This window comes from Methylopila turkensis, assembly GCF_027922325.1.
Classification (GTDB): domain Bacteria; phylum Pseudomonadota; class Alphaproteobacteria; order Rhizobiales; family Methylopilaceae; genus Methylopila; species Methylopila turkensis.
In genome coordinates this window covers 1,018,491-1,037,675 of sequence record NZ_BSFL01000001.1, presented here as the reverse complement: position 1 = coordinate 1,037,675, position 19,185 = coordinate 1,018,491, and the positions used below count along the sequence as shown (strand labels likewise).

At 70.4% G+C, this 19,185-nt stretch carries 19 protein-coding genes; 11 read left to right on the top strand and 8 right to left on the bottom strand.

Features of this window, described 5'->3' with window-relative positions; genetic code table 11:
• On the bottom strand, positions 1–2,421 hold the full coding sequence (locus tag PKE78_RS04900; protein ID WP_271199707.1) for a bifunctional diguanylate cyclase/phosphodiesterase: 2,421 nt from the start codon (positions 2,419–2,421) through the stop codon (positions 1–3).
• 188 nt (positions 2,422–2,609) lie between these two features.
• On the opposite strand from PKE78_RS04900, the gene PKE78_RS04895 reads away from it, so the two are divergent.
• The gene (locus PKE78_RS04895) at positions 2,610–3,059 is read left to right on the top strand and encodes a hypothetical protein (protein ID WP_271199706.1); all 450 of its coding nucleotides are present in this window, start codon (positions 2,610–2,612) and stop codon (positions 3,057–3,059) included.
• 29 nt (positions 3,060–3,088) lie between these two features.
• On the opposite strand, the gene PKE78_RS04890 is transcribed toward PKE78_RS04895, so the two are convergent.
• The 6 genes from PKE78_RS04890 to PKE78_RS04865 form a co-directional block, all read right to left on the bottom strand.
• Positions 3,089–4,021, bottom strand: coding sequence for a ribose-phosphate pyrophosphokinase (locus PKE78_RS04890; RefSeq protein WP_271199705.1), 933 nt, complete (start codon positions 4,019–4,021; stop codon positions 3,089–3,091).
• Between the two features lie 161 nt (positions 4,022–4,182).
• Positions 4,183–4,965, bottom strand: coding sequence for a peptidoglycan editing factor PgeF (gene pgeF, locus PKE78_RS04885; protein ID WP_271199704.1), 783 nt, complete (start codon positions 4,963–4,965; stop codon positions 4,183–4,185).
• A 24-nt stretch (positions 4,966–4,989) separates the two neighbouring features.
• A complete protein-coding gene (locus tag PKE78_RS04880) occupies positions 4,990–6,066 on the bottom strand; it encodes a class I SAM-dependent methyltransferase (protein WP_271199703.1) in 1,077 nt (358 codons plus the stop codon).
• A complete protein-coding gene (gene lgt / locus PKE78_RS04875) occupies positions 6,063–6,881 on the bottom strand; it encodes a prolipoprotein diacylglyceryl transferase (protein ID WP_271199702.1) in 819 nt (272 codons plus the stop codon). The genes PKE78_RS04880 and lgt overlap by 4 nt, the downstream gene beginning before the upstream one ends.
• A 120-nt stretch (positions 6,882–7,001) precedes the next feature.
• Entirely contained in the window at positions 7,002–7,625 is a 624-nt protein-coding gene (locus PKE78_RS04870; protein ID WP_271199701.1) for a protein phosphatase CheZ, read from the bottom strand.
• Between the two features lie 26 nt (positions 7,626–7,651).
• The gene (locus tag PKE78_RS04865) at positions 7,652–8,035 is read right to left on the bottom strand and encodes a response regulator (RefSeq protein WP_271199700.1); all 384 of its coding nucleotides are present in this window, start codon (positions 8,033–8,035) and stop codon (positions 7,652–7,654) included.
• Between the two features lie 233 nt (positions 8,036–8,268).
• Between PKE78_RS04865 and PKE78_RS04860 the strand changes: the two genes are divergently transcribed.
• Positions 8,269–8,754: a MaoC family dehydratase gene (locus PKE78_RS04860; RefSeq protein ID WP_271199699.1), complete on the top strand. Its 486-nt coding sequence runs from the start codon at positions 8,269–8,271 to the stop codon at positions 8,752–8,754.
• Between the two features lie 58 nt (positions 8,755–8,812).
• On the opposite strand, the gene PKE78_RS04855 is transcribed toward PKE78_RS04860, so the two are convergent.
• Positions 8,813–9,805 (bottom strand): TerC family protein, encoded by a 993-nt coding sequence (locus PKE78_RS04855; protein ID WP_271199698.1) that lies wholly within the window; start codon positions 9,803–9,805, stop codon positions 8,813–8,815.
• A gap of 359 nt (positions 9,806–10,164) precedes the next feature.
• Here PKE78_RS04855 and PKE78_RS04850 point away from each other — a divergent pair, with 359 nt between their 5' ends.
• From PKE78_RS04850 to PKE78_RS04810, 9 genes are all read left to right on the top strand, one after another.
• Positions 10,165–10,863 (top strand): GntR family transcriptional regulator, encoded by a 699-nt coding sequence (locus PKE78_RS04850; protein WP_271199697.1) that lies wholly within the window; start codon positions 10,165–10,167, stop codon positions 10,861–10,863.
• A gap of 3 nt (positions 10,864–10,866) precedes the next feature.
• Complete coding sequence (locus PKE78_RS04845) at positions 10,867–11,613, top strand: ABC transporter ATP-binding protein (protein WP_271199696.1); 747 nt, start codon at positions 10,867–10,869, stop codon at positions 11,611–11,613.
• Positions 11,614–11,615: 2 nt separating this feature from the next.
• The gene (locus tag PKE78_RS04840; RefSeq protein ID WP_271199695.1) at positions 11,616–12,446 is read left to right on the top strand and encodes an ABC transporter permease; all 831 of its coding nucleotides are present in this window, start codon (positions 11,616–11,618) and stop codon (positions 12,444–12,446) included.
• Positions 12,447–12,501: 55 nt separating this feature from the next.
• A complete protein-coding gene (locus PKE78_RS04835) occupies positions 12,502–13,482 on the top strand; it encodes an ABC transporter substrate-binding protein (RefSeq protein WP_271199694.1) in 981 nt (326 codons plus the stop codon).
• A gap of 226 nt (positions 13,483–13,708) precedes the next feature.
• Entirely contained in the window at positions 13,709–14,725 is a 1,017-nt protein-coding gene (locus PKE78_RS04830; RefSeq protein WP_271199693.1) for an SDR family NAD(P)-dependent oxidoreductase, read from the top strand.
• Complete coding sequence (locus PKE78_RS04825) at positions 14,722–15,144, top strand: PaaI family thioesterase (RefSeq protein WP_271199692.1); 423 nt, start codon at positions 14,722–14,724, stop codon at positions 15,142–15,144. The genes PKE78_RS04830 and PKE78_RS04825 overlap by 4 nt, the downstream gene beginning before the upstream one ends.
• A gap of 11 nt (positions 15,145–15,155) precedes the next feature.
• Positions 15,156–15,944, top strand: coding sequence for a VOC family protein (locus tag PKE78_RS04820; RefSeq protein ID WP_271199691.1), 789 nt, complete (start codon positions 15,156–15,158; stop codon positions 15,942–15,944).
• A complete protein-coding gene (locus tag PKE78_RS04815) occupies positions 15,941–17,425 on the top strand; it encodes a class I adenylate-forming enzyme family protein (RefSeq protein ID WP_271199690.1) in 1,485 nt (494 codons plus the stop codon). The genes PKE78_RS04820 and PKE78_RS04815 overlap by 4 nt, the downstream gene beginning before the upstream one ends.
• A gap of 84 nt (positions 17,426–17,509) precedes the next feature.
• A complete protein-coding gene (locus tag PKE78_RS04810; protein WP_271199689.1) occupies positions 17,510–19,132 on the top strand; it encodes a gamma-glutamyltransferase family protein in 1,623 nt (540 codons plus the stop codon).
• The last annotated feature ends 53 nt before the right edge of the window (positions 19,133–19,185 follow it).

Genomic DNA, 19,185 nt, shown 5'->3' with positions numbered 1-19,185 from the left:
TTACGCGGCCGTCTGCAAGGAATTCGCCTCGGCGCCCGTCGCAGGTTCGGGCGGCGTGTGGCCCGCCGCGGGCGCGCCGGCGAGGCCGGTGACGCTCGCGAAGCTCTCGATAGGGCCCGGCCGGCCGAACAGGTAGCCCTGCGCGCCGGCGCAGTTCTCCGCGCGAAGAAAGGTCATCTCGGCTTCGGTCTCCACCCCTTCCGCCAGCACCGGAAGCCCGAGACCGCGGCCGAGGCCCAGCACCGAGCGCACGATCGCCGCCGCCTGCGGGTTGCCGTCGACCGACTTCACGAAGGACGCGTCGATCTTGATCTTGTCGAACGGGAAGGCGCGCAGGTTGGAGAGCGACGAGTAGCCGGTGCCGAAATCGTCCATGGCGATGCGCACGCCGAGCGCCTTCAGCCGCCGCAGCGTGTTGAGCGCGCGCGGCAGGTCGCGGATGAGCGCGGTCTCGGTGACCTCAAGCTCCAACCGCGCGGCCGGCAGCCCGGTTTCGAACAGCGCGCGATGCACCTGGTCCCAAAAGGATGTCGAGTGCAGCTGCACGGCCGACACGTTGACCGCGATCGTCAGCGGGCTCGCCCAGCCCGCCGCCTCGAGGCAGGCGTGGCGCAGCACCCATTCGCCGATCTCGAGGATGGCGCCGCTCTCCTCGGCGAGCGGAATGAACAAGGCCGGCGAGACGGGGCCGCGGATCGGATGGCTCCAGCGGGCGAGCGCCTCGAAGCCGACGATCGCGCCGGAGGCGACGTCCATCTGCGGCTGGAAGGCGAGCGCAAGCTCGCCTCGGCCGATCGCGCCGCGCAACTCGTGCTCCAGCAGGCGCCGGTCATGCAGCTCGGCGCTCATCGCAGGTTCGAAGACGCAGCAGCGCCCGCGGCCCTCGTGCTTGGCGCGGTAGAGCGCCATGTCGGCGTAGGACAGCAGGGTCTCGCGCTCGCCGCTGTCCCGCGGGAAGATCGCGACGCCGATGCTGAGGCCGATCGAGCCGTCGCCCGATTGATCGAGCCCGCCTTGCGCGCGCCGGAGGATCGCGCGGGCGAGAGCCTCCGCCTCGTCGGGGTTCGCGACCGTGGCGAGCACGGCGAACTCGTCGCCGCCGACCCGCGCCACGCAATCTCCCGCGGGAACCGCCGCGCGCAGGATCTCGGCCACCTGGCGCAGCACGGCGTCGCCGGCGGCGTGGCCGAACAGGTCGTTGACGTCCTTGAAGCGGTCGAGGTCGATGCCCAGCACGGCGACCTGGCCGCCGGCTTCCCTCGCCGACTCTAGGGCGCGGTCCAGCCTCTCATGGAAGGTCGAGCGGTTGGCGATCCCCGTGAGCGGGTCGTGATGCGCCAGAAAGTAGATGTCGCTTTCCGCCTTCCGCCGCGCGCGCAGATCGCGGACCGCCACGGCGACCAGCGGCTTCGGGGCGTCGTCGAGCCTTCGCGCCAGAATCTCGACCGGGAGGCTGGCGCCCCCGGCCCCGAGCATGTCTCCCTCGATCGAGGCGCCGGCGAGGATCGCCGCCGCGTCGATCCCCGGCAGGTAGGCCGCGAGCTTCTGACCGGCGAGCGCTTCGGTCGAAACCCCCGAAAGCGCCGCGAAGGTTTCGTTGGCGTTCACGATGACGCCGTCGCGCACCACGAGCAGACCTTCGACGGAGGCGTTCGACAGGCTGCGCATCCGCTCCGCTTCCCGCTGCAGACGGCGGAGGTCGCGGATGTCGAGCAGCAGCGCCGCCGTGGCCAGGAGCAGGATGAGCAGGCTGACGGTCGCCACCGCCGCCGCGATCCAGGTCGTCGGCAGAGAGTTCTCGGGGATCACGATGCGCGGATCCGGCGTGATCGTCAGCGCGCCCATGGCCGTGAAGTGCAGCGAGCAGATGGCGAGCACCAGCAGTCCGGCGGCGTAGAGCTCCCGGCGAACGCTGCGCTTGTCGTTGCGAAGAGCGGTCGCGAACGCCATCGCGCCGAGCGTCGCGCCGAGGCCGATCGCCCAGGCCACGAGCCCCATGTCCCAGTCGATCCGGCCCGCGATCTCGAACGCCGCCATGCCGGTGAAGTGCATGGCGGCGACGCCGGCGCCGACGATCGCGCCGCCGATCGAGGCGTAGACGCCGCGCCAACTCGCCACCGCGAGCCCGACGCCGGTCGCGCCGATCGCCAGCGCAAGCGACGTCGCCGTGAGCGAGACGTCGTAGCCGCTGGGCGCGTCCGGCGAGAAGGCGAGCATGGCGACGAAATGCGTGGCCCAGACGCCGAAGCCGCCGGCGATCGCCGCCACGCCGAGCCAGACGGCGCGCATCCGGCTGTCCTGGAGCAAGGCGTGCCGCAGCAGCTTGATGGTCGCCACCGCCGCGACCGCGCAGATCAGCGCGGCGAGGAGGACCAGCCGGAGGTCGTGGTCCTCAACGAAACAGCCGACAACCTTGAGCATACGGTGACCTAGAAGGCGCGACAGAAATGTTATCGCAAACTATACAAGTCGCTGCTGAAGAAAGTGTTGTCGCAGGCGGGCTTAGCGCCTATCCCGATGGCTCGTCGTTCGGGCGTCGGGTCGCAGGCCGCGCGATCCGAAGCCCCTGAGACGGGGCGCGCCGGACGGCGGCCGCCGCGGAGACGCCCTTGGCCAACTTTCCCATCATTGCGACGGTTCTGTCGATGGTGCTGGGCTTGTCGGTCACGCGTCTCCTGCTTGGCCTCGTCACCGTCTTCCGGATTCGCCGCGTCTCGCCGCCGGACTGGGTTTCGCTGCTGACGATGATGCTGTTTCTGTCCGCCGCCCTTCTGCTGCCCAGCCGCAGCGAGGACGAGCAGCTCGGACTTCGTCAATATTACGAAACGAACGGACGTTACGCGCTGCTGTGCCTGTCGTCGTATCTCATCCTAGGCTTCGTCGCGAACGCCGCGTTCTACGACGCGCCGCTGATGTCGCTCGCGTCCCTCGTCGACCTGCCGATGATCGCGCTGCCGCTCGTCGCGTTCTTCGCGAAGCGCCGGCCGCACTACGCGGGCGTCGCCCTGCTGTACGTGCCGCTCGTGGTGGTCGACACGTGCATCGCGCTGGCGGCGTAGCTCCACCGCGCGTCGTCCGCCGGATCGCCTCAGTCGAACAGGCTCGAGACGCTCTCTTCCGACGAGGTGCGGGCGATCGCCTCGCCGATCAGCGTCGCGATCGAGACGACGCGGATGTTCTTCGCCACCCGCACGGCCTCGGTGGCGAGGATGGAGTCGGTGACGACCATCTCCTTGATGCGGCTCGCGGTGATGCGCGCCACCGCGCCGCCTGAAAGAACGCCGTGGGTCAGGTAGGCGTGGACCTCCTTGGCGCCCTGCGCGATCAGCGCGTCGGCGGCGTTCACCAGCGTGCCGCCGGAATCGACGATGTCGTCGACCAGGATGCAGGCGTGTCCTTCGACGTCGCCGATGACGTTCATGACCTCGCTCTCGCCGGCGCGCTCGCGGCGCTTGTCGACGATGGCGAGCTGGGCGCCGATGCGCTTGGCGATGGCGCGGGCGCGCACCACGCCGCCCACGTCCGGCGACACCACCATGACGTTCTCGAGCGCGAGCCGCTCCTTGATGTCGCGCACGATCACGGGCGCGGCGAACAGGTTGTCGGTCGGGATGTCGAAGAAGCCCTGGATCTGGCCGGCGTGCAGGTCGAGCGTCATCACCCGGTCCGCGCCGGCCTGGGTGATCATGTTGGCGACGAGCTTGGCCGAGATCGGGGTGCGGCCGGAGGAGCGACGGTCCTGCCGGGCGTAGCCGAAGTAAGGCATCACCGCCGTGATGCGGCGCGCCGAGGAGCGGCGCAGCGCGTCGATGATGATCAGCAGCTCCATCAGATGGTCGTTCGCCGGGAACGAGGTCGACTGGACGACGAAGACGTCCTCGCCGCGCACGTTCTCGAGGATCTCGACGAACACCTCCATGTCCGCGAAGCGGCGCACGTTGCAGCGGGTCAGCGGGGTCGCGAGATACGCCGCGATAGCTTCGGCGAGCGCGCGATTGGAGTTGCCGGCGACGACCTTCATTCCGTTGCTACCCTGATCAAGCGCCCGGTCATCACGCGGCCGGGAGGCCGGAAAACCGTGCGGCTCTTAACAACAATTCCAGATGGCCTCAACAGCGGCCGGCCTCTTGTGCACGCATGACTACATCGCTCGCGGCGCACGCCGGGTTAACGCGGACGCGTTCAGGCGAGCGCGATCGCGGCGACGAGCCGGCCGTAATCGGCCTCGCCGCGATGGGTGGCGCGGCGGTAGCTGAAGAAGCGCTGCTCGTCGGCGTAGGTGTCGAGGCCGACGTCGTCCACCGTCCCGACGCCCGCCGCCCGAAGCCGCGCCACGATGTAGGCCGCGAGGTCGAACAGCGCGTGGCCGGGCTTGCCCGACGGCTCGAAGAAGCGGGCGTTGTCCTCGTCGGCGGCCACGAACCGCGCCGTGAATTCGGGTCCGACCTCGTAGCTCGCCTGCCGGATGCAGGGACCGAGCACGGCCGTGACCCGCTCCCGCCGCGCGCCGAGCGTCTCCATCGTCGCGAGCGTCGCCTCCGCGACGCCCTTGAACGCGCCCTGCCAGCCGGCATGGGCCGCCGCCACCACGCCGGCCTCGGCGTCCGCGAACAGGATCGGCCCGCAGTCGGCGACCGTCACCGCCGCGGCGAGGCCGGGCGTCGCGGTGACGACGGCGTCGACCCGCGGCGCCTCCTCGCGGCTCCACGGCGCGGTCGCGACCGCGACATCCGCGGAGTGCACCTGCCACGGCAGCGCGAGCGTCCCCGGCGTGAGGCCGAGCGCGGAGGCCATGCGGGCGCGGTTCTCATGCACGTTGGCCGGGTCGTCCTCGGCGCCGAGCCCGCCGTTCAGGCTCGCGAGCAGGCCGGAGGAGACCCCGCCCTGGCGGGTGAAGAAGGCGTGGCGCACGCCGTTCAGACGGCCGAGCGCTTCGGACTGGACGGTCGGGACGGCTGACGTCATCGGGGCTTGCTCCGTCAGGGGGCCTTAATCGAAGGCGGGGAGGGGACCGAGGCGAGGATCGGCGAAGGCGAGCGCCTTGAACAGCGCGCCCATGGCCTTCGGCGCCCGGTCGGTGAGACGCAGGACGGCGGCGTCGATCGCCTCCGCCTGCGCCGGCGTCGCGCGGGCTTTGAGCGCCGTCGCGCGGGCGGCGAGGCCGAGTCGCTCCAGCAGATCGGCCTGCGGGAGAAGGGGCGTCACGGCGGCGCCGGCGCCGCGCGCGGCCCGGCCGAGCGCGCCGAAATCCACCTGCGCCGTCAGGTCGGCCTCGCCCGGATCGCCGAGCGGATCGACGAAGCGATGGCCGCGGACGGCCTGCAGCGTGTCGCCGGCGGAACGGCCCTCGCCGTAGTCGATCGCGAGCGCCGCGCCGCCATGGGCCGCCACATGGGCGCCGATCCGCGCCGCGACCGCGAGGCCCTCGGGGTTGAGCTCGAGCGTCGCGCCAGCGGGCCGTTCGGGCAGCGGCAGGTCGGCCGGCGGTTCGGCGGCGAGCCCGAAGGCGAGCGCGCCGTCCGCGAGCCCCACCAGCCGCTCGCGCCAGCCGGCCTCGGTCCGCACGAACTGGCGGACGGGCAGCGCGTCGAAGAACTCGTTGGCGAGGACGAGCGCGGGGAGGGGGGCGTCGAGCGCCTCCTCGATCGTCGCGGCCCAGCGGACGTGGGCGCCGCTTGGCTCCAGCGTTTTGCGCTGGATCTCGCGCAGCGTGGGGCTGGTCTCGACCAACGCGACCGTGATCGCCTCGCGGAAGCCGGGCGCGACCTTCGCCGCCCGCAGCGCGTCGGCCATCAGCGTTCCCCGGCCCGGCCCGAGCTCGATCAGCGCGACCCGCGACGGCTCCCCCATGCGCCGCCAGACCTCGGCGCACCACAGCCCGAGCAGTTCGCCGAACATCTGGCTCACTTCCGGCGCGGTGACGAAGTCGCCGCCGGCGCCGAACGGGTCGCGGGTCGCGTAGTAGCCGTGGACGGGGTGGCCGAGGCAGAGCGCCATGTAGCGCGCAACGGTGATCGGCCCGTCCTGCGCGATCGTCGCGGCGATCTCGCGGGCGAGCGGCGTCATGCCGGACGGGGGCGCTTCAGCGCGAGGACGATCACGACGAGGCCGAGCGCGAGCATCGGCGCCGACAGCGCCATGCCCATGGTGAAGCCGCCGGGCAGGAAGCCGATCTGCGCGTCCGGCTCCCGGAACTCCTCGCCGATGATGCGGCACACGGCGTAGCCGACGAGGAAGGCGCCGCCCACGAGGCCGGCACGCTTCAGCGCCCCGGAGCGCACGAGGACCTGGACAAGGATGAACAGCGCGAGGCCTTCGAGCGCGGCCTGATAGAGCTGGCTCGGATGGCGCGGCTCTGGCCCGCCATGCGGGAACACCATCGCCCAGGAAACGTCGGTGACGCGGCCGTAAAGCTCGCCGTTGATGAAGTTCGCGAGCCGGCCGAAGAACAGGCCGATCGGCGCGACCGCCGAGGCGAGATCGAAGATCGGCATCGCCGGCAGGCCGCGCGCGCGCGCGAACAGCGCGACGCCGAGCGACGCGCCGACGAGACCGCCATGGAAGCTCATGCCGCCGCGCCAGACCTGCAGCGCCTCGATCGGATTCTCGAGGTAGTAGCCGGGGTTGTAGAACAGCACGTAGCCGATGCGGCCGCCGAGCACGACGCCGAAGGCCACGTAGAGGATGAGGTCGTCGATCTGCTCGGGCGCCGGGCGCCGGACGACGCCCCACAGCGCGTCGTTTCCGGCGAGGCGCTTGGCGAACCACCAGCCGATCAACAGCCCCGCCACATAGGCGAGCGCGTACCAGCGGATCGCGATCGGTCCGACCGAGACGAGGACCGGGTCGATCATCGGAAAGGGGATCGCGAACAGCGGCATGGCGGCTCCCGGGCGGCGCGCCGTGATGGACGCCGCCGCGCGGAGCGTCAAGGCGCCATCGGCCGCGTCAGCCCGCGCCCTTAGGGCGCGGGCCTGGCGGAACGCCGCCGGGGCGGCGCCTCACTTCGCCATGAGCGCGTCGATGTCGTCCTGCGCGATGGCGACGCCGCGGTCCTGCGGGCCGTTCAGCAGCAGCTCGCGGGCGCGCCGCTCGCGGGCGTCCTCGGCGACGGCTTCGGTTTCGCCCCCCGGATTGACCGCCGCGGCGAAGCGGCCGACGCGCTTCTCGATGTGCTCGAGCGTCTCGATCACGCGGGCGATGCGCTGGCCGGTCAGGTCCTGGAAGGAGCAGGCCTCGAAGATCGCCATCACCTTGTCGTTGACGACCGAGCGGAACGTCGCGTCGTCCGCGCCGGCGGCCGCCAGGATGTCCTCGGCGCATTCCATGATGGCGTTGGTCGCCTCCTCGGTCGCGACCACGATCGCGCCGAGATGCTCGCCGGCTCTCGGCAGGCGGTCGGCCTGCAGCTCGCCCGCCTGCAGCAGAGCGATCTCGGAGCGCATGCGGGTGATGTAGTCCGCGATGTCGCGCAGCTCCTTGTAGATCGCTGTGTCGATGCTGGCGAAGAAGGCCTGCATCGAATCCGCCGTGATCTCCGCGAGCGCCACCACGTCGCCGAACGACGCCTCGCCCTCGCGCTTCTGGTCGACATAGGCGCGCACGCGGTCGAACGGCGCGGCCATGGCCTCCCTGGTCCTGCCACGCTGCGTCATTCGCCGAACACCGCGTTGATTTTGGCCTTGAGCGTGTCGGCGTTGAACGGCTTGACGATGTAGTTGTTCACGCCGGCCTTCTTGGCGGCGATGACGTTCTCGGTCTTCGATTCCGCAGTCACCATGATGAAGGGGGTGCGGTTGAGCTTCTCGTCGGCGCGGACCTCGCGCAGCAGCTCAATGCCGGTCATCGGCTCCATGTTCCAGTCGGAGATGACGAGGCCGTAGCGCCGGTCGCGCATCTTGCCGAGCGCCTCGGAGCCGTCGGCGGCCTCGTCCACGTCCTCGAAGCCGATCTGCTTCAGCAGGTTGCGGATGATGCGCAGCATGGTCTTGTAGTCGTCCACGATGAGCACCGGCATCGCGTGGTCGAGGGCCATCTGAAAAATCCTTCTTCATGGGGTCATGGTCCGACCCGGCCGTCGCTTGCTGGACGCGCGCGAGGACATTCTTCCTGCGCATCGGCCACAGCGGTCAGGATGGCGCCCCGCGGTTGATTTTCGGTTTAACAGGCGTAGGCACGGCGCCGTTCGCCTTAAGCCGAAAGGCGCGTTGCACCGCAGCGAAGCCGGTCCCACAGTGCCGCCGCTTTCGCATCAAGGCCCGACCGCCCATGACAGCTGCCTTCACGCCTGCGGAGATCGCGCCGCAGGATCACGTCGCGCAGATCGCTTTCGAGGACCTGTCGGTCGGCCAGACGGCCGAGATTCGCCACGAGGTTTCCGAGGACGGCGTGCGCACGTTCGCGGCGCTGACGGGCGACACCAATCCGATCCATCTGTCGGAGGCCTATGCGGCCAACACCCGCTTCGGCGGCCGCATCGCCCACGGGCTCTACACCGCGAGCCTGATCTCCGCGGTGCTCGGCACGCGCCTGCCGGGGCCGGGCGCCGTGTATCTGTCGCAGACGATCAAGTTCCGCGCGCCGGTCCGCATCGGCGACGTGGTCACGACCCAAGTCGAGATCACGGCGCTCGACCCCGGCCGGCAGCGGGTGACGTTCTTCTGCACATGCAGCGTCGGCGACAAGGTGGTGCTCGACGGCGAGGCCCAGGTGCTGGTGCCGAGCCGCGACGAGATCGAGGCCGAGCTGGCCTGACGTTCCTTCCGGCGAGAGGCGCGCCCGGAAGCTCCGGACGCGCCGCCCTTTACGGGACTTAGCCGATCGCCTTGGTCTCGGCCTCGCCGCGGGTCTTCCACAGCGACACCAGCACGCCGCCGGCGATCAGCGCGAGCGTGACGCCGAGCGAGATCGCCGGGTCGACCTTGCCGAAGAAGTGCGCCCAGAAGATCTTCACGCCGATGAACACCAGCACGAGCGCCAGCGCGTACTTCAGGTAGGCGAAGCGCGCCGCCATGGCGGCCAGCGCGAAGTAGAGCGCGCGCAGGCCGAGCACCGCCATGATGTTCGCCGTGAACACGATGTAGGTGTCGGTGGTGATAGCGAAGATCGCCGGCACCGAGTCGACCGCGAACACCAGGTCGGCGATGTTGATCACCACCAGCGCCAGGAACAGCGGGGTGGTCCACAGCACCAGCTTGCCGGTGACGGGGTGCGGCTGCCGCACGAAGAAGCGCTCGCCGTGCAGTTCGGGCGTCACGCGCATGCGCTTCGACAGCCAGGCCACCGCCTTGTTCTTGGAGAGGTCGGCCTCCTCGTCGCCGGCGAACAGCATCTTCACGCCGGTGAAGGCGAGGAAGGCGCCGAAGACCAGCATGATCCAGTCGTAGTCCTGCACCAGCTTGGCGCCGACGCCGATCATGACGCCGCGCAGCACGAGCACCGCGAGGATGCCCCAGACCAGCGCGCGGTACTGGTAGCGCGGGGGGATCGCGAAATAGCCGAAGATCAGCGAGATGACGAAGACGTTGTCGATCGAGAGCGCCTTCTCGATCGCATAGCCGGTGTAGTAGTTCATGCCGGCTTCGGGGCCCATCGACCACCAGATGTAGCCGCCGAAGGCGACCGCCACGGCGATGTAGAACACCGAGAGCTTCAGGCTCTCGGCGACGCCGAGCTCCTTGCCCTTGCGGTTGAGGACGCCGAGGTCGAAGGCCAGCAGCACGGCGACGAGGCCGAGGAAGGCCAGCCACAGCCAGGCCGGCTTGCCGACGATGTCGGCGGTCAAGAACGACGGGAGGAATTCCATTGCGATCGTGCCCTTGCGGTCGCAGGCGCGCGCACGTCGAGCCGTGACGCTGCGCCCTATGGTGGAAGCGCAGGTCCGACATCACGACCTCGATGAGGGTCGCCAGAGGGGCCCGGACCGTTCTGACGATCGCGAAGTTAGGCGACGGTTGTTGCGGCGCAAGAGGACCCACGCAGCCGTGATCGCGAGACGCCGTCCGCCACGCCAGAACGCGACCTTCCGCCGCTGGGCGGGCGCCGGCCTCCAACCCTTGAGCAGCCGTGACGGCGACGGTAGGCTGCTCACCATATCACGTGGAGATGTCAGTGGCCGTGGCCGACATGGCGCAACCGCCGGAGTTCTCCCCAACCGGAGCCGCGATGAGCGACGCCGCGCTGAAGGGCCGCCAAGCCTATGACCTGTTGCGGCGCGAGATCGTGTCTTGCCGCATCATGCCGGGGGCGCGCGTCACCGAGCCTGAGCTGATGGAGCGGTTCGGGCTCGGCAAGGCCAGCCTGCGGATCGCGCTGCAGCGGCTGGTGCAGGACGGGCTCGTCTCCTCGATGCCGCGCCACGGCTATCGCGTCGCCCCGGTCACGGTGCGCGACGTCGACGAGGTGTTCGCGCTGCGCGCGGTGTTGGAGCCGCTCGCCGCCCGGCTCGCGGCGGGCCGCGTCAACCGCGCGCTGCTCGAGCGCCTGGAGCGCATCTGCCGGGGCGAGATGCCGGGCGACGTGGGCGACCAGATCGATTTCTTCATGGAGGCGAACCGCAGCTTCCACATGGCGATCGCCGCCGCCTCCGGGAACGACCGTCTGTGCCGGACGCTCTCCGGCCTGCTCGACGAGATGACACGTCTCGTCGCGCTCGGCTTCGGCGTGCAGCGCGTCCGCCCGAACATCGAGAACGACCACGCCGTGTTGATCGAGCATCTCGTCGCCGGCGACGCCGACGCCGCGGAAATCGTCGCGCGCCGGCACGTGGAGACGTTCCACGCCATGACCATGGAGAAGGTGCTCGCGAGCATGCGTCACGCCGCGCTGTCGCCGGCGCCGCCGACCGCGACGCTGGGCGCCTGATCGATGGGATCCGTCCAGCTCCGCGGCGTCAGCAAGTGGTTTCCGCGCCGCGAGGGCGAGCCGCTGCACGTGCTGCAGAACGTCGACCTCGACGCGCCGGAGCGGTCGATCGTGGCGATCGTCGGCGCGTCCGGCAGCGGCAAGAGCACGATCCTCAACATCGTCGCGGGCCTGGTCCGGCCGGACGCCGGCGAGGTCTATCTCAACGGCGTCCCGGCCGAGGCGTTCAAGGACTGGCGGTCGATGACCTACATGTTCCAGGACGACCGCCTGCTGCCGTGGCGCACCGCGGCGCAGAACGTGTCGTTCGGGCTGGAGGCCGGCGGCGTCGGTCGCGCGGAGCGGCGCGAGCGGGTGGCCGAGACGCTGGAGCTCGTTGGTCTCACCGGCTTCGCCGACGCCTATCCGCACGAGCTCTCCGGCGGCATGCGCAGCCGGGTGGCGCTCGCCCGCAGCCTCGTCACCCGGCCGTCGATCCTGCTGATGGACGAGCCGTTCTCGAAGCTCGACCCCTCGATCCGCGCGCAGATGCACGAGGAGGTCCTGCGCATCAAGGAGCTCATGGGCATGACGCTTCTGTTCGTCACCCATGACGTCGAGGAGGCGGTGGTCCTCGCCCACAAGGTGGTGGTGCTGAACCCGCGGCCCGGACGCGTGCGCGAGACCCGGACGATCGATCTGCCCTATCCCCGCGATCCGCTGTCCCCGGAGGTCGCGGAGCAGGCGCGGCTGCTGCGCGGGAGCCTGTGACGATGGCGATGGACCCGACCGATCCCGCGGCCGCCACCGGCCGCCCCACGCTTCCCCGCTCCGGCGGGCCGGGCGGCTGGCGGATCGCGGCGCTGCGGCTGCTGCTGCTCGCGGCGCTTCTGCTCGCCTGGCAGGTGGCGTCGTGGAACATGCCGGCCTTCGTTCTGCCGGGGCCGCTCCGGGTGTGGGAGGCGTGGAGCAACCTCGTCGCCTCGCCGGGCTTCTGGAAGGACCTTGGCGTCACATTCGAGCGGGTGGTCATCGGCTTCCTGCTCGCCGCGGTGGTCGGCGTCGTGCTCGGCCTCGCGCTCGGCGCGAGCGAGACGCTCGGCGCGATGTTCGAGCCGGTGCTGACGGTCATCAACACGGTGTCCTCGACGATCTGGGCGATCTTCGCCCTGATCTGGTTCGGGCTGTCGAACTGGACCACGATCTTCGTGGTGTTCATGACGGCGATGCCGCTGATCCTGACCACGGTCTGGCAGGGCACGAAGACCGTCAACGCCGACTACGTGGAGCTGGCGCGCACGTTCCGCATGCCGCGGCGGCAGGTGCTCCTGAAGATCTACCTGCCGACGATCCTGCCGCCGTTCTTCTCCTCCGCCCGGCTCGCCTTCGGCTTCGGCGCCCGCGTCAGCCTCGTCGCCGAGACGCTCGGCGCGTCGAGCGGCGTCGGCTACCGCCTGCGGCAGGCCGCCGATCTGGTGCAGACCGACCAGGTCTTCGCCTGGACGCTGACGCTGGTCACGCTGATGCTGGCGCTCGAAGCCCTCATCCTGAAGCCGCTCGAAAACCGCCTCTTCCGCTGGAGACGGCGCGCCGGAGAGTCGTGATCCCCATGTCCTGTCAATCGCAACGCCCCGCAAACCCCATTTCGGAGCAGCCGTCGTGAAGCGCACAGCCGTCCTCGCCGCCGCCCTTGCGGCCATCCTCGGAGCCGCGGCTCCGGCCCACGCCGAAAAAGTCCGCATCGGCTACTGGAGCTCGGGCGTCAGCCTCGGCTTCGGCGCCGTGCTTGAGACCGGGAAATTCATGGAGAAGGAGGGGCTCGAGGTCGAGTACGTCAAGTTCCCCGACGTCAACGCGCCGACCAAGGCGCTGGCCGCCGGCGGCATCGACTTCGCGATCGCCGCCCCCGCCGCCGCCTCCATGAGCGTCGCCGCCGACGGCCTGCCGCTGTCGATCGTGCTCGCGACGCAGGTGGCCGAGCTCGACTTCGTCGTGCCCGAGGACTCGCCCATCACGACGATGGCGGAGCTGAAGGGCAAGAAGATCGGCGGCTCGCCCGCCGGCAGCGCCACCGCCGCCATCGCCTCCGCGATCCTCGAAAAGAACTACGGCTTCGGCTCCGGCGACTACACGCTGGTGCCGGGCAACGACCCGCGCCTCGCGCAGTTCCTGGTGCAGAAGGACATCGACGCCGCCGCGCTGCGCACCGTGACGCTCGCCCTCGTCAAGGACGTGAAGCTGCGCCGCATCGGCTCGTTCCGCGAGGAGTGGAAGAAGCTGTCGAAGGGCGACGCGCCGCCGGTGCTCGGCGTCGGCCTGATGCGCAACGAATGGCTGAAGGCCAACCCGGACGGCGCCGCTAAGGTCGTCGCCGGCATGCGCAAGGCCTACGAGTTCGGCAAGGCCGACAAGGCCGCCGTCGCCAAGGCGCTGGTCGCCGCAGCCAACATGGGCGAGGACGACGCCAAGGCCTACGCCGCGCTGTGGGACGGCATCTACACCGTCACGCTGGAGCCGTCCGACATCGCCTCGCTCAAGACCGCGTTCGAGGTGTTCAAGTCGGTGGGCGCGGTGAAGGGCGAACTGCCCGACGCCGCCTTCGCCACCGGCCCCTATGAGGCCTCCAAGGCGATCAAGTGACAGCTGTGTTGGCAGGCGCGGCGTCACTTGTCCCGGCCTCGAGCCGGGACCCAGACGCATCGCCTTCGTAGAACGAAGCTGTCGGTCGCCACGCCTTGTCTGGAAGCGTGGCGGCTCTGGGTCCCGGCTCAAGGCCGGGACACGAAAATCCGCCTTTCCACCGAAGGGCGAAAAACACTGCACCAACGACAAGCGCGAAAAGCGCCGCGAGAGAGAAGGCCGATCGATGCCCAAGACCATGAAGGCCCTGCTGCTGAAGCAGCACGGCGACGTCTCCGACCTGATCGTCGTGGACGACCATCCCGTCCCGACCGCCGACGCCGGCCACGTGGTGATCCGCGTCGGCGCGTCGTCGTTCAACTACCACGACGTCTTCACCGTGAAGGGCATGCCCGGCATCAAGGTGCCGATGCCCGTGGTCATCGGCCTCGACATGGCGGGCGAGATCACGGAGGTCGGCGAAGGCGTCGAGGGCTGGAGCGTCGGCGACCGGGTGCTGGTCAACCCGCTCTACCCCAACAAGGGCCTGATGGGCGAGATGCTCGACGGCGGCATGGCCCAGTACTGCAAGGTCTCGGCCGGCCAGCTTATCCGCATGCCGGACAAGGTGAGCTTCGTGGACGCGGCTTCGCTCCCCGTCGCCTACGGCACCGCCCACCGCATGCTCGTCACCCACAAGACGGTGAAGGCCGGCGACAAGGTGCTGGTGCTGGGCGCCTCCGGCGGCGTCGGCACCGGCTGCGTCATGCTGCTGAAGCAGCTCGGCTGCGAGGTGGTCGCCTGCGCCGGCAGCCAGGACAAGCTGGACCGGCTGAAGGAGCTCGGCGCCGACCACGTGGTGAACTACCGCGAGACCGATTTCTCGAAGTGGGCGATCCAGCAGTACGGCAAGCCGCAGCGCCGCAGCTATGACGGCGGCGTCGACGTGGTCATCAACTTCACCGGCGGCGACACCTGGGCGCCCTCGCTCAAATGCGTGAAGCGCGGCGGCTCCATCCTGACCTGCGGCGCGACCGCCGGCCACGATCCCAAGGAGGACCTGCGCTACATCTGGAGCTTCGAGCTCAAGATCATCGGCTCCAACTCGTTCTACGACGACGACCTGTCGGCGCTCATGGAGATGATCCAGGAAGGGACGCTGAAGCCGGTCGTCGACAAGGTGCTGCCGCTCGAGGAGGCGGCGGAGGGCCTGCGCCTGATCCGCGACCGCGAGGTCATGGGCAAGATCGTGGTGACGCCATGAGCGAGACCGTCACCCTCACCGCGGCCGAGGTCGAGGCCAAGCTGCTCAAGGGCCCGTTCCACCAGTGGCTCGGCCTCAAGGTGATCTCGGTCGGCGACGGCGAGATCGAGCTCAAGGCGACCTGGCGGCCCGAATGGGTCGTCAACGCCGAGCGCGGCTACGTCCACGGCGGCATCCTCGCCACCCTGATCGACCTCACGGCCGACTGGGCGCTGGTGTCGAAGACCGGGCGCGGCGTGCCGACGGTCGACCTGCGCGTCGACTACCACCGCGCGGCCATGGAGGGAGACCTGACCGCGAAGGGCAAGGTGGTGAAGTTCGGCGGCACGCTGTCGGTGGCGGAAGCCCAGGTGCTGGACGGCGAAGGCCGGCTGCTCGCCAGCGGCCGCGGCGTCTACATGACCGCGACCCCGAAGTGAGGGCCTGAGCGATGGCGGCGGCGCTCGACCATGTGGTCGTCAACGTGCTGCGGGGGATGGACGAGGCGGCGGCGCTGTTCGCGGGCCTGGGCTTCCAGCTCACGCCGCTCGGCCGCCATTCGCTCGGCTCCATCAACCACCTGATGATGACGTCAGGCGGCTATCTCGAACTCGTCGGCGTGCCGGCCGAGGGCCGCCAGCGTCAGGAGGTGCTGGACAGCCCGTTCGGCCTCAACGGGCTGGTGATGAAAAGCGCGGACGCCAACGAGACCTTCGCACGGCTCGCCGCCGCAGGGCTCGAGCCCGCTCCGCCGGTCGCGTTCTCGCGGCCGGTGGAGATCGACGGCGAGGCCCGCGAGGCGCGCTTCCGCACCGTGAAGGTTCCGGACGCGCTGTTCCCGGCCGGCCGGGTCTATTTCTGCGAGCACCTGACGCCGGAGCTGGTCTGGCGTCCCGAATGGCTCTCCCATCCCAACGGCTTTGTCCGCCTCGACCGCATCGAAGTCGCCTCGCTGGCTCCCGAGCGCGACGCCGCGTCCTACGCCGCCGCGGCCGGCGCGCCGCCTGCGCGCACCGCCGCGGGCTGGCGCGTGGAGCTGTCCGATTTCGTGATCGACGTCGTGCCCGGCGACCGGCCCCGTTTCGCGACCCTCGACCTCGCCTTCGACGGCCTGGACGGGATCGCGGCGCGGGCGCGGGCGACCGCCGGAGCGGTCTGGAGCGAGCCGGCCTCCGGCGACGGCGCGACGCTCGCGCTGCCGTCGCTGGAGCTGGTCCTCGCCTGCCGGAGCGCCCGATGACCGGCGTCACCAACCTCGGAGCCGTCCTGACCGATGACGTCGCCGCCGCACCCCCGGCGGTGATCGGCATCGGACCGGACGGCTCCGGGACCTCCGTCAGCCGCGCGGAGCTGAACGCGACCGCGGACGCCTTCGCGCGCGGGCTCGGCCGCAAGGGAATCCGGCGCGGCGACCGGATCGCGATCCTCGCCGCGAACGCGCCGGTCTACCTCGCGCTCCTGCTCGGCGCGATGCGGGCCGGCGTGATCCCCGTGCCGGTGAACTTCAAGTTTCCCCCCGCGACCGTGGCGCAGGTCGTGGCCGACAGCGGGGCGCGGGTGGTGTTCTGCGACGCCGAGCGGCTGCCGCAGGCGCCGGCCGCGGTTCCAGTCGTCGCGCTCGAGGGCGGGCTCGGCGACTGGCTCGATCCCGGGCCGTTCGAGCCGGTCGACCCGGCGGCGGACGAGCCGGCGATGATGCTGTTCACCTCGGGCTCGACGGGGCGGCCCAAGGGCGTGCTGCTGAGCCATGCGGGCCATCTCTGGGTCGTGCGCACGCGCATGGCGGACGACGATCTCGCGGGCGAGCGCATGCTGATCGCGGCGCCGCTCTACCATATGAACGCGCTCGCCAACGCCCTGCTGGCGCTGGCGGCGGGCGCGACGGTGCTGCTGCTGCCGCAGTTTCAGGCGCGCGCCTACATCGCCGCGATCGACCGCCATCGCGCCACCTGGGCGACGGCTGTGCCGCCGATGATCGCCATGATGCTGCGGGAGAAGGACGCGCTGGCGACCGCCGACCTGACCAGCGTCCGCGTCGTGCGCATGGGCTCGGCGCCGGTGAACGAGGCGCTCGCGGCCCAGACCCGAGCGCTGCTGCCGAACGCCCGCATCATCAACGCCTACGGCACCACGGAGGGCGGGCCGGTGGTGTTCCTCGACCCCGACGGCTCGGCGCCCACGGGCTCGGTGGGGCGCCCGCATCCCGGCGTCGAGCTCCGGCTCGTCGGCGAGGGCGCGCCGGACCACGGCGTGCTGCAGATGAAGAGCCCGGCGGTCATGCTGGGCTATCACGAGCGGCCGGACGTGCGCTCGCCGATCACGCCGGACGGCTTCTACGACACCGGCGACGTGTTCCGCCGCGACGCCGACGGCTTCTATTACTTCGTCGGCCGGGTCGACGACATGTTCGTCTCGGGCGGCGAAAACATCTTCCCGGGCGAGGTCGAGGCCATGCTCGAGACCCATCCGGACGTGTTGCAGGCGAGCGTCGTTCCGGTGGACGACGACATCAAGGGAACCAAGCCGGTCGCCTTCGTGGTGCGCCGTCCGGGTTCGGAGCTCACCGAGGCCGCGCTCAAGGCCTTCGCGCTCGCGAACGCGCCGGCTTACCAGCATCCGCGCCGGATCTGGTTTCTCGACCGCATGCTGCTGGCCTCCACCAACAAGATCGACCGGGCCGGACTGCGCGCCCGGGCGGAGGCCGAACTGAACAACGGATGATGGCGTAAGCCCGCGCCGGCTCGCCCGGACGCGCCGGATAAGGATCGACGGAACGCATCCACACGGGGAAACGACGAGGAGACCATGACCCGTTTCGATTGGACCGCCGGCTACCCGTCACGCCGCGTGCCGGCGTTCGGGCGCAACGTCGTCTCGACCTCCCATCCGCTCGGCGCGCAGGCGGGCCTGCGGATGCTGCACCAGGGCGGCAACGCCGTGGACGCCGCGATCGCGGCCGCGGCCGCCATGGCGCTGGTCGAGCCCTGCTCGAACGGCCTCGGCTCCGACGCCTACTGCATCCTGTGGGACGGCGAGACCCTGCACGGCCTCAACGCCTCCGGCGGCGCGCCCGCGGCGTGGACGCCGGACTACTTCGCCAAGAAATACGGCGAGGGCCGCTCACGCCCGCCGATGCGCGGCTGGGACAGCGTCACCGTGCCCGGCGCGGTCGGCTCCTGGGTCGCGCTCAGCGAGCGGTTCGGCCGGCTGTCGCTCGGCGACGCGCTCGCGCCAGCGATCGAGATCGCCGAGCGCGGCTATCTCGCGCCGACCATCGTGCAGCAGAAATGGGCCGCGGCGGCCGCGGTGCGCGACCTCGTGCGCCAGCCGGGCTTCTCGGAGCTGTTCCTGCCGCGCGGCCGGGCGCCGGAGGTGGGCGAACTGGTGACGCTCAAAGGCGCCGCGCGGACGCTGCGCGCCATCGCCGACACGGGCGGCGACGCGTTCTACCGGGGCGAGATCGCCGAGGCGATGGCGGCGCACGCCGCCGCCCACGGCGGGGCTCTGACGGTCAAGGACCTCGAGGCGTTCCAGCCGGAATGGGTCGAGCCGATCTCCAAGGCCTATCGCGGCTATGTGGCTCACGAAATTCCGCCGAACGGGCAGGGCATCGCCGCGCTGATCGCGCTCGGGATCCTCGAGCATTTCGACCTTGCGGGCCTCGATCCCGACGGCGTCGAAGCGAACCATCTGCAGATCGAGGCGATGAAGCTCGCCTTCGCCGACACCTACGCCCATGTGGCCGACCTCGCCCACATGCGGGTGACGCCGGAGCAGCTGCTCGACGACGCCTATCTCGCGGAGGCCGCGAAGCTGATCGATCCTTCGCGGGCGCAGGTCTTCGCGGCGAGGAATCCGGTTCGGGGCGGCACCATCTACCTCACCGCCGCCGACGAGGACGGCATGATGGTGAGCTTCATCCAGTCGAACTTCATGGGCTTCGGCTCCGGCGTCTGCCTGCCGGAATGGGGCCTGTCGCTGCAGAACCGAGGCCACGGCTTCGTGCTGGACCCCGCGAGCCCGAACGTCGTGGCGCCGGGCAAGCGCCCGTTCCAGACCATCATCCCGGGCTTCCTCACCAAGGACGGCCAGCCGGTGATGAGCTTCGGCGTGATGGGCGGCAACATGCAGCCGCAGGGGCACATGCAGACGCTCGTCCGGATGATCGACTACGCCCAGAACCCGCAGGCCGCCTGCGACGCGCCGCGCTGGCGCTTCAACGCCGGGCTCGACATCAACGTCGAGGCGACGATGCGGCGGGAGACGGTGGAGGGGCTGTCGGCGCTCGGCCACGAGATGAGCGTGATCGAGGACAGCTACCAGGACTTCGGCGCCGGCCAGTTCATCTGGCGCATGGGCGATCCCGGCGTCGAGGGCTACGCCGCAGCGAGCGATCCCCGCCGCGACGGCTACGCCGCGGTGAGCTGAGCCAACGACCCGTCTCGCGCCGCTCGCAACATCGCCGTCATGCCCGGACTTGA